Here is a 9496-nt window from a genome sequence, read left to right on the forward strand (position 1 = left end):
GATTTTGGTATTTTTTTTGGTTAAAGATAATATAAGTTGACAATATTAATTGATAGTTCCTATAATGAAAGTGTGTAATCGTGTTCATAAATAAATTGTGGGGGGATTTTAGTGAGAAAAGGTATTAAAATTAAATTAATGTGTTCTATAGGATTTATTTGTTTACTTAGTGTTTTGGTATGTTCGATTTTCAGTTATCGATTATCGCAAGATAACTTATTAAAGCTTAGCGATGAAAAAATTGATCAAATAGTTCAAACTTATGGAAGAGAAATAAGTTGTTGGTTTGAAAATAAATCGATAATACTTGATAATTTATCTTATGATATTTCATCAAAACAAGAAATTGATTCAGAGCGACTGGAGAAATATTTAGCTGGCTATGAAGCAAAATATGGGTCAATATTTTATGCAGGGATAGAGGACAATCAATTGGTATCTTCAGATGGTTGGATTCCTGGTGAAGACTATGACTATCATGATCAAGATTGGCATGAACTTGCACATCAAAAAGGAAAGTTAATATTTACAGCTCCATATGTAGATCAGGGAACTGGTGATATGGTTGTAACAATTGCAGCCCCAATTCATGCAGGTGGAGATATAACAGGAACCGTTGGAATGGATTTGAAACTCGATAAAGTTGTAGCTATGGTAGAATCAAATAAAATAGGAAAAAATGGATATGGATTTCTGATTGATAATCAAAATCGAATATTGGTACATAAGCATACGGAGTTTAATCCGACTAAGGAAAAGTTTAATTTGATAACTAATATAAAAGATGGGCAGCTTAAGAAAATAGCTGAGTTGAAAAATGAAAATGGATTGAGAATTGAAGACTATGATGGTAAAGAAAAATATTTTAAATCGTATGGTATAGAAAATACAGGATGGAAATTTATAGCGGTTATGCCAATTAGTGAAATAGAGGAACCACTAAATAATCTAATAAGAGGATTTGTGATTATAGCATTTGTAATACTGATTATAGGATTTGCAATAACTTATGTTGTAACAATCTCTATGACAAAGCCTATAAATAAAATTTTAAAAATTATACAAAATACGTCAAATTTGAATTTAAAAGAAATTATTGATTGCAAAGAAATTGAAAACAAAAAAGATGAATTTGGAGATATGGGAAGAAATGCATTAACCTTGAGAGAGGAGTTAAGATCGATAATAGGAGTTATAAAAGATCATGCATCAGAAATTGAAAATACGTCTAGAGAAATAGCATTATCATCAGATGAAAGCTACAACACGATGAATACAATAAGTCAGACAAGCGAAGAATTAGCAAAGGGTGCTACGGAACAGGCAAGTGAAATGGAATTTGTAAACAAAACGCTTATAGATCTTGCAATGAAGATAAAAGATGCTATTGATATAGCGGATAGATTAAAAGTGCAGTCTAAAAAAACATATGATGCTAATATGGAAAGTGTGGTGCATTTAGAAGTTTTATTTGATAAGTTGGAAGAAAACCATAATGCAATAAAAGATGCAAACAATAGAGTTGAAGAATTAGCTCAAAAATCGGAGACTATTGGAAATGTTGTAACTACAATACAAGGAATTGCAGAACAAACTAATTTGCTAGCTCTAAATGCGGCAATTGAAGCGGCTAGAGCTGGAGAATCAGGCAAAGGATTTGCAGTTGTAGCGGAAGAAATAAGAAAATTAGCAGAGGAAACAGCTAAATCAACAGTGGAGATATCGAGTTTAATTGAAACTATACAACAAGATGTTGAAAATGCTACAAGCAGTATGAAAAAATCAAATAATACGGCTAAGGAAATAGATACAAGATTAAATGAAACGCAGAGAGATACAAAAATAACGTCAAATTCACTTGAATTAACAAAACAAGGCATAGAAAAATTGGTAGAGGATATGTTGAAAATAGAAGAAGAAAAAAATCAAGCAATGATGAAAATGGATGCTATGGTAGCAATTATTGAAGAAGCTTCAGCTGGAACAGAAGAGGTAGCGGCATCAGTAGAAGAACAGAACTTAGTACTTGAAAAAATTAAATATCGTACTAGAGAGTTAAATGATTTATCTAAAGATTTTAATGAAATAGTAGATAAATTTAAATTGTAGGGTAAAGAATATTGTTAGAATCGCAGTCAAATATGCCTATTTGACTGCGATATTTATTTATATACATTGAGTTACATAACAATAAAATAAATAAAAAAAATACATTAAAGAATAGAAATGTGATATAATTCAGATAACTATACAAAAGAGAAGGGGTTTGTGAAAGGAGTTGTTGCGAATGCAAAAATTAAAGCAGCGGATGGCGTGGCTATTGATTATGATTATCATAATGACAGCTACGCCTTTTTCATTAGCAGAGGAAGAGGGAAAAATTGTAGCCAAAATTGTTGATTTTTCAGGTGATGTCCAAATGATGCAAGCCGGCAAAGAAACTGGATTAAAGGCATTTAAGGGAATGTCATTGACTCAAGGTGATAGTATTGAAACGGGATTGGATTCGTGGGTTAATCTAGAAATTGACAGATATAAAGAAGTAAAAATTGGAGCCGATACGTTAATACAGGTAACAACACTTAAAGAGAAAATTGGAGATAGTGTTGGCAAAACAAAACTTAGTTTGGCAACTGGTGAAATCTGGGTCGATATCAACAAAAAATTAGAAGAAGATTCAAAATTTGAAATAAAAACACCTACAGCTATAATGGGAGTTCGTGGTACAAAGTTTTATGTGGGAGAAGAAGATGAAAAAACAAATGTAAAAGTAGTAGAAGGTGTTGTAGCTTTTTCTAGAGAAAAAAAAGATAAGGAAAAACTCAATAAAAAGCAAGGAAGTGTAGTAGAAGAAAATCAGGAAGAAGTTCTTATTTTTAAGGGACAAGAGGCTGTAGTGGAAAGAAGCGACGCATCAGAGAATGAAAATACAGAATTAGAATCGATTATAGAGGTAGAAATAGAAGAACTTAAAGTTGAAAAGCTTAATGATTTTGTTTTAGAATCTATAAAAGAAAGCCCTGATAGGGTAGATGCTGATATGTTAGAGAAGGTAGATAAGCAAATTGAAATAAATAAACAAATTAAAGAGCAAGAGCTAAATAAAATACAGCCCGATGTAGCTGAAGATAATATAAATGAAAACATAATATATGATGAAAATAATGAGGGAAGTAGTAGTTCAAATACAGAAGAAAAAAGTGAAAAGTCAAATGAAGACGAAGACAGAGACGACAACAGAGATGAAGATAAAGATGATGATAGAGACAATGACAAAGACGACGATGACGAAGATGAAGACGATGACGATGACGAAGATGAAGACAGAGATGAAGACAAAGACGATGATGAAGACGAAGACAGAGATGAAGACGATAACGATGATGAAATTATTTCTGTAGAAAAAATAGTTATTTCCAACAATAGTATAGAATTAGAGATTGGAAAAAGTTTTACCCTAAGTGCAGAGATTAATCCACAAAATGCATCAGATAAAAGTCTTAATTGGTCTAGTGAAAACTCAAATATTGCGAGTGTGAGTAGCAGTGGAAAAGTAATTGCGGTTAGTGAAGGAGAGACTAATGTAATTGTATCAACTAGCAATGATAAAACTTCAAAATGTTTGGTAAAAGTTATTTCTAAAGAGGTCGAAGTTTCAAGTATAACTCTAAATGTAGAGTCATTAGAAATGAATGTAGGAGAGAATGCTAAAATTATTGCTACTATAGATCCAGTAGAAGCAGAGAACAAAGATATTCAATGGTCTAGTAGTGATAATAACATTGTAAAAGTAGATGGTACGGGAAATGTTTTAGCAATTAAAGAAGGTCAAGCTGATATAATTGCTAAAGCCGATAATGGTGTATTTGCAAAGTGTAGCATAGTTACTAAAGCAGTGCCAGAACCAACGCCAGAACCAACACCAGAACCAACACCAAGTGTTGTAGAAGTCGAGTCAGTATCATTGTTAGAAACTGCGCTGGATTTAGATATTGGTGAAAGCTGGGATTTGACACCTACAATATTACCAGCAGATGCAACTGATAAGAATTTAAGCTGGTCAAGCAGTGATATTAACGTGGCTACAATAGATAATAGTGGTCGTGTGACGGTAGTAGGGGCTGGAAATACAACATTGCGAGCGGAAACAAGCAATGGAAAGCAAGCAACATGTCAATTAACTGGTAGAATTCCTCATATAGAAACTACTGGAATAGAAGTCATTACTGGACTTACAAATGAAAAAGTACAGATAAATTCATCTACGGGAGATAAGGTAATTACTGCTAGAGTATTGCCTACAGATGCAACTGCACAGCAAATTAATTGGACAGTTAATACTACACCAGATAAGGTGAATTTAATAGAAGCTGATGGTGGAAAAACACTTACTATACAAGCGCTGTCTAATGATGATTTTCAAAATGGAGCTACCTATAGTTTGAGAGGAGAAACGGCTGATACCAATGTATTTATAATTGTGCCAATTGAAATAGTTCAAGACAGTATTCCTCTTACTGGAATAAATTTAGAGACAACTAAGAGTATAGGATTGGGAAGAACTATACAATTAGTTTATTCATTAGAGCCTTCTAATACGACGGATTCACAGCTTATTTGGTCGAGTGATGACGAAAGTATAGCTCGAAGTGTGGGCGATGGTTCTGTTGAAGGAATTGCTGAAGGAAACACGACAATAAGAGTTAGAAATTCAGATGGAAGTGTAAATGCAAGCTGTGATGTAATCGTAGAACCAGTTTGGGCAACACATTTAACATTAAATGTTTCAGACAAGACTTTAGATGCAGGTGATACTTATCAATTGATAGCGACATTAGAGCCAGATGATGTAACTAATCCTGTGCTGACATGGACGAGCTCAGATGAAAATATTGTTAGGGTTGATGACCAAGGTTTAGTAACAGCGGTAGGGGGCGGAGTTGCTTCTATTTCGGTAGATCACTCGCCTAGTAATATACCAGCTGCATCGTGTGAATTTACAGTAAAGGTACAAGCAAATGATATAGTTATAACAAGTGACAGTTATTTAGACGGGTTTATAGAAATAGGAGCATTGTTTAGTGGAGCTGATGTTACAGCAACTTTATTACCTTCTGGCGTTAGCAATCAAACTATAAATTGGACGATAAGTGATTCTTCAAAGATAGATTTGATTGTGAGCGATAATGGTAGAACACTTGATATATCAGGAAATGTGGATGATGCACCAGAAATTGGTGATATATACACATTGACAGGAACTAGTGGGGATGGTCAAGTAGTAAAGGAATTTAAAGTTAAAATAATAAATGATGCACCTTCACCAGCATAAAATAAACTATATAGCAATATGAAATTTGGTGTCAAGCTTAAAACATTTCCATGTTTGATGGAATATTTTTGGCTGGGCACCTTTGTATTATAGGGTATGTTTTCTTATACATTTACTTACCATAAACTATAGCAGAATATTATGATAGAATTTATTATAGACTATTTATAGGGAGATAAAACATATGAGAATAGATACTGATAGATTAATATTGATTTCATGTGAAAAGGAAATGTGCGAAAAAAGAGGGTACGAACGCGAGCATATATTGAAATATTTAAGTGTTGTAAAGCAAAATAAAAATCTAGAAGGATGGGGTCCTTGGCTGATATTCAAGAAAGAGAATGGAAAACTCATAGGTGATGGTGGATTTAAAGGCATTGTAGATGATGATGGAATTGTTGAAATTGGTTACAGCATAGTTGCGAGTGCTCAAAATTCTGGTTATGGAACAGAGGCAGTGGAATCGCTTATGAAATGGGCGTATGGAAGGGGAGCAGAGTATATAATTGCAGAATGCAGGCAAGACAATATTGGCTCAATAAGAGTATTAGAAAAAGTTGGAATGGATAAAATCGCCACTCAAAATCAAATGATTTTTTGGCAAAAAAGAAGACGTGGATCTTCAAAATATAATAGAAAAACAAGTTAAGTAATAAAGAATATTTGAAATAAAGACTTGCTATTGTCAAAAAAACATGGTAATATGAATTTGTAAAATTTAATAGATCCTTCAGGGCAGGGTGAAATTCCCGACCGGCGGTTATAGTCCGCGAGCCGATTGGCTGACTTGGTGAAACTCCAAGACCGACAGTAAAGTCTGGATGATAGAAGGTTGTGATATATAAGGCGTTTTTTGTCTTATTTGATTGTGGTATTTTTAAGCTCTGAAGATTATCTTCAGAGCTTTTTATATTGCCTCAAAAAGCACTAAGGGTCTAAAAGGAGGGAAAACATGGATAGTGAATTTATGAGAAAAGCACTCCAATTAGCAGAAATGGGAAAGGGAAGGGTTAATCCAAATCCACTTGTAGGAGCCGTAATTGTAAAAGATGGTGAAATAATAGCAGAAGGATATCATTCAAATTATGGTGGAAAGCATGCTGAGATAAATGCTTTTGAAAATGCTATAGAACCTGTTTTGGGTGCTACACTATATGTTAATTTAGAACCTTGTGTTCATTTTGGCAAAACACCGCCGTGTACAGACAGAATTATAAAAGAAAAAATAAAGAGAGTTGTAGTTGGCATGTTAGACCCTAATCCACTAGTTGGTGGAAAAGGTGTAGAGAAGTTAAGAGCGCATGGAATCGAGGTTAGCGTAGGAGTTTTAGAAAATGAGGCAAAAAAATTAAACGAAAAATTTATAAAATATATACAGACAAAGAGACCATTTTGCATATTGAAATCTGCAATGAGTTTAGATGGTAAGATAGCAACAAAAACAGGCGAATCAAAGTGGATTACAGGAAAAGAATCAAGGGAATTTTCTCATAAAATACGAAATGAAGTAGCCGCGATATTAGTTGGAGTCCAAACTGTAATAGATGATGATCCTAGTCTTACAGCCAGGTCCGAAACTGAGAAGTTAAATGATCCAATTAGAATAGTTGTTGATACTAGAGGTAGGATACCATTAAATTCTAAAGTTATGGATGCAGAGTCTTCAAGTAAAACCATAATTGCAACTACTGAGGATATGTCAGAAGAAAAAGAAAGAAAAATTAAGGAACGAGGATCTGAAGTAATTAGAATTCGAAAAGTGGATACGGGTGTTGACCTAAAAGAATTAATGACTAAATTAGGTTTAATGGGCATAGATAGTGTGTTGATCGAAGGTGGAGCTAATGTTAACTATAGTGCAATGAATAGTAATATTGTTGATAAAGTGATGTTTTTTATAGCACCGATTATAATTGGTGGTAAAAATGCTAAATCATCTGTAGAAGGAGATGGTATAGAGCATATGAAAGATGCTATGAAGCTCGGGGACTTTAGTTATCAGAAACTTGGAAAAGACATACTTTTAACTTCAAAGGTGAAGAGGTGATAGCATATGTTTACAGGATTGATAGAAGAAATTGGACAAGTTAAAAATAAATTAAGAGTAAACAATTCTATGAGACTTAAGATATCAGCTCAAAAAATACTTAGTGGAATTAAATTAGGGGATAGCATAAGTACTAACGGAGTGTGCCTTACTATTACGTCTTTTGGAAAAGATTATTTTGAAGCGGATTTGATGGCAGAGACTATTAGATATACATCTTTTGAAAATATAGAAATTGGAGCAAAAGTAAATCTTGAAAGGGCACTTAAATTAGGCGACAGATTTGGAGGTCATATAGTTAGTGGACATATAGATGGTAAGTCAAAAATAAAGAGTATAAGAAAAGAAGACTTTGCAATTTGGATTGAAATAGAAGCTATAGACTGTATAAAACCATATTTGGTAAAAAAAGGTTCTATTGCGATAGATGGTACCAGCCTTACAATTGCTGAGATTGGTGCGAATAGTTTTTTTGTTTCTATAATACCAAAGACCCAAGAAGAAACGACACTCACATCAAAAACTATTGGAGAATGGGTTAACTTAGAAGCTGATGCTATAGGTAAATATGTATTTAATATGATGAGTACATCGCACAGCAGTACGAAAAAGACTGGAATGACAATGGACTTTTTGAGAGAAAATGGATATGCGTAGGGGGAGAAATGATGGAAAATTTTGATAAAATAGAACTAGCTATAGAAGCTATAAAAAAAGGTGAGATGGTAGTTGTAGTTGATGATGAAAATAGAGAAAACGAAGGCGATCTATTGATGGCAGCTGAAAAAGCTAATCCAGAAGCAATCAATTTCATGGCAAAATATGGTAGAGGTCTAATATGTATGCCAATGGAGGAAAATAGATTAAATGATTTAGCTATAGGGCAGATGGTTTCAAATAATACAGATGCAAAGGAAACTGCATTTACAGTATCTGTAGATAGTAAGGATGCTAAAACAGGAATATCTGCTTTTGAAAGAGCTATGACTATAGAGAACTTACTGAAAGATGATGCAAGAGCAGAGGATTTTACAAGACCAGGACATATATTTCCACTAAGAGCTAGGGCTGGCGGTGTACTCAAGCGTGCTGGACATACTGAAGCTGCTGTTGATTTAGCGAAAATGGCAGGATTAAAATCGGCGGGGGTAATCTGTGAAATAATGAGTGACGATGGGACTATGGCTAGAGTACCGGAGCTAAGAGTTTTTTGTAAAGAACATGGTTTGTTAATGATAAGTATAGAAGATTTAATTGAATATAGAAGAAAAAATGAACAATTGGTGGAAAGAATATCAGAAGCTAAATTGCCAACGAAATATGGTAATTTCAATATGATTGGCTATTTAGATAAGCTTACAGGTCAGCATCATGTTGCCATTGTAAAGGGCAGTGTTAAAGAAAAAAATCCTACATTGGTTAGAGTTCATTCTGAATGTTTGACTGGTGATGCATTTGGTTCAATCAGATGTGATTGTGGAGATCAATTAGCTGACGCTCTTAAGCGAATAGAAGCTGCTGGAGAGGGAGTAGTTCTTTATATGAGACAAGAGGGAAGAGGTATAGGATTATTAAATAAGATAAAAGCCTATGCACTTCAAGATGAAGGTATGGATACTGTCGAGGCTAATTTAGCTCTTGGATTTGAAGATGATTTGAGAGAGTATGGGATAGGGGCTCAAATATTGTCCGATTTGGGTCTTGGTAAAATAAGGCTAATGACAAATAACCCTCAGAAGATAAAGGGACTTAGTGGATATGGACTGGAAATAGTTGAAAGGGTGTCTATTCAGACAAATCATAATGAAAAAAGCGATTTTTATATGCATACAAAAAAAGAAAAAATGGGGCACATACTAGATTTTAGCAGTGCGAAATAATTTAGAAATAATATTCTATTTAAATTGAAAAATAAATAAAAATTAATTGGAGGAATAAAAATGAACGTATACGAAGGAAATTTAATAGCAAGTGAAGGAAAGTATGCCATTATAGTTGGAAGATTCAATGAATTTATCGGAGGAAAATTACTAGATGGAGCAATAGATGCATTAAAGAGACATGGTGTAGATGAAAATGATATTTCATTGATTTGGGTGCCTGGAGCATTTGAA

Annotated in this window: 7 protein-coding genes and 1 riboswitch; all 7 genes read left to right on the forward strand. The window is 33.6% G+C overall.

Annotation, left to right across the window (positions count from 1 at the left end; translation table 11 throughout):
* Window positions 1–111 precede the first annotated feature (111 nt).
* Entirely contained in the window at window positions 112–2109 is a 1998-nt protein-coding gene (locus N4A40_16990; GenBank protein MCT4663552.1) for a methyl-accepting chemotaxis protein, read from the forward strand.
* A 178-nt stretch (window positions 2110–2287) separates the two neighbouring features.
* On the forward strand, window positions 2288–5332 hold the full coding sequence (locus N4A40_16995) for an Ig-like domain-containing protein (protein ID MCT4663553.1): 3045 nt from the start codon (window positions 2288–2290) through the stop codon (window positions 5330–5332).
* 184 nt (window positions 5333–5516) lie between these two features.
* On the forward strand, window positions 5517–5984 hold the full coding sequence (locus N4A40_17000) for a GNAT family N-acetyltransferase (protein MCT4663554.1): 468 nt from the start codon (window positions 5517–5519) through the stop codon (window positions 5982–5984).
* A 73-nt stretch (window positions 5985–6057) separates the two neighbouring features.
* Window positions 6058–6172: riboswitch (FMN riboswitch) on the forward strand.
* 115 nt (window positions 6173–6287) lie between these two features.
* Window positions 6288–7382, forward strand: coding sequence for a bifunctional diaminohydroxyphosphoribosylaminopyrimidine deaminase/5-amino-6-(5-phosphoribosylamino)uracil reductase RibD (gene ribD, locus N4A40_17005; protein ID MCT4663555.1), 1095 nt, complete (start codon window positions 6288–6290; stop codon window positions 7380–7382).
* A gap of 6 nt (window positions 7383–7388) precedes the next feature.
* Window positions 7389–8039, forward strand: a complete 651-nt coding sequence (locus N4A40_17010; GenBank protein ID MCT4663556.1) for a riboflavin synthase — start codon at window positions 7389–7391, stop codon at window positions 8037–8039.
* Between the two features lie 11 nt (window positions 8040–8050).
* The gene (locus N4A40_17015) at window positions 8051–9262 is read left to right on the forward strand and encodes a bifunctional 3,4-dihydroxy-2-butanone-4-phosphate synthase/GTP cyclohydrolase II (GenBank protein MCT4663557.1); all 1212 of its coding nucleotides are present in this window, start codon (window positions 8051–8053) and stop codon (window positions 9260–9262) included.
* A 60-nt stretch (window positions 9263–9322) separates the two neighbouring features.
* A partial coding sequence (locus tag N4A40_17020; protein MCT4663558.1) for a 6,7-dimethyl-8-ribityllumazine synthase occupies window positions 9323–9496 on the forward strand: 174 nt, incomplete at its 3' end.

The organism is Tissierellales bacterium (assembly GCA_025210965.1).
In the GTDB taxonomy this organism is placed as follows: Bacteria; Bacillota; Clostridia; order Tissierellales; family JAOAQY01; genus JAOAQY01.

Excerpts from the sequence above, each read along its gene's own strand:
- N4A40_16995 (MCT4663553.1), top strand. The coding sequence starts at position 2,288 with ATGCAAAAATTAAAGCAGCGGATGGCGTGGCTATTGATTATGATTATC.
- N4A40_17000 (MCT4663554.1), top strand. The coding sequence starts at position 5,517 with ATGAGAATAGATACTGATAGATTAATATTGATTTCATGTGAAAAGGAA.
- ribD (MCT4663555.1), top strand. The coding sequence starts at position 6,288 with ATGGATAGTGAATTTATGAGAAAAGCACTCCAATTAGCAGAAATGGGA.
- N4A40_17015 (MCT4663557.1), top strand. The coding sequence starts at position 8,051 with ATGGAAAATTTTGATAAAATAGAACTAGCTATAGAAGCTATAAAAAAA.
- N4A40_17010 (MCT4663556.1), top strand. The coding sequence starts at position 7,389 with ATGTTTACAGGATTGATAGAAGAAATTGGACAAGTTAAAAATAAATTA.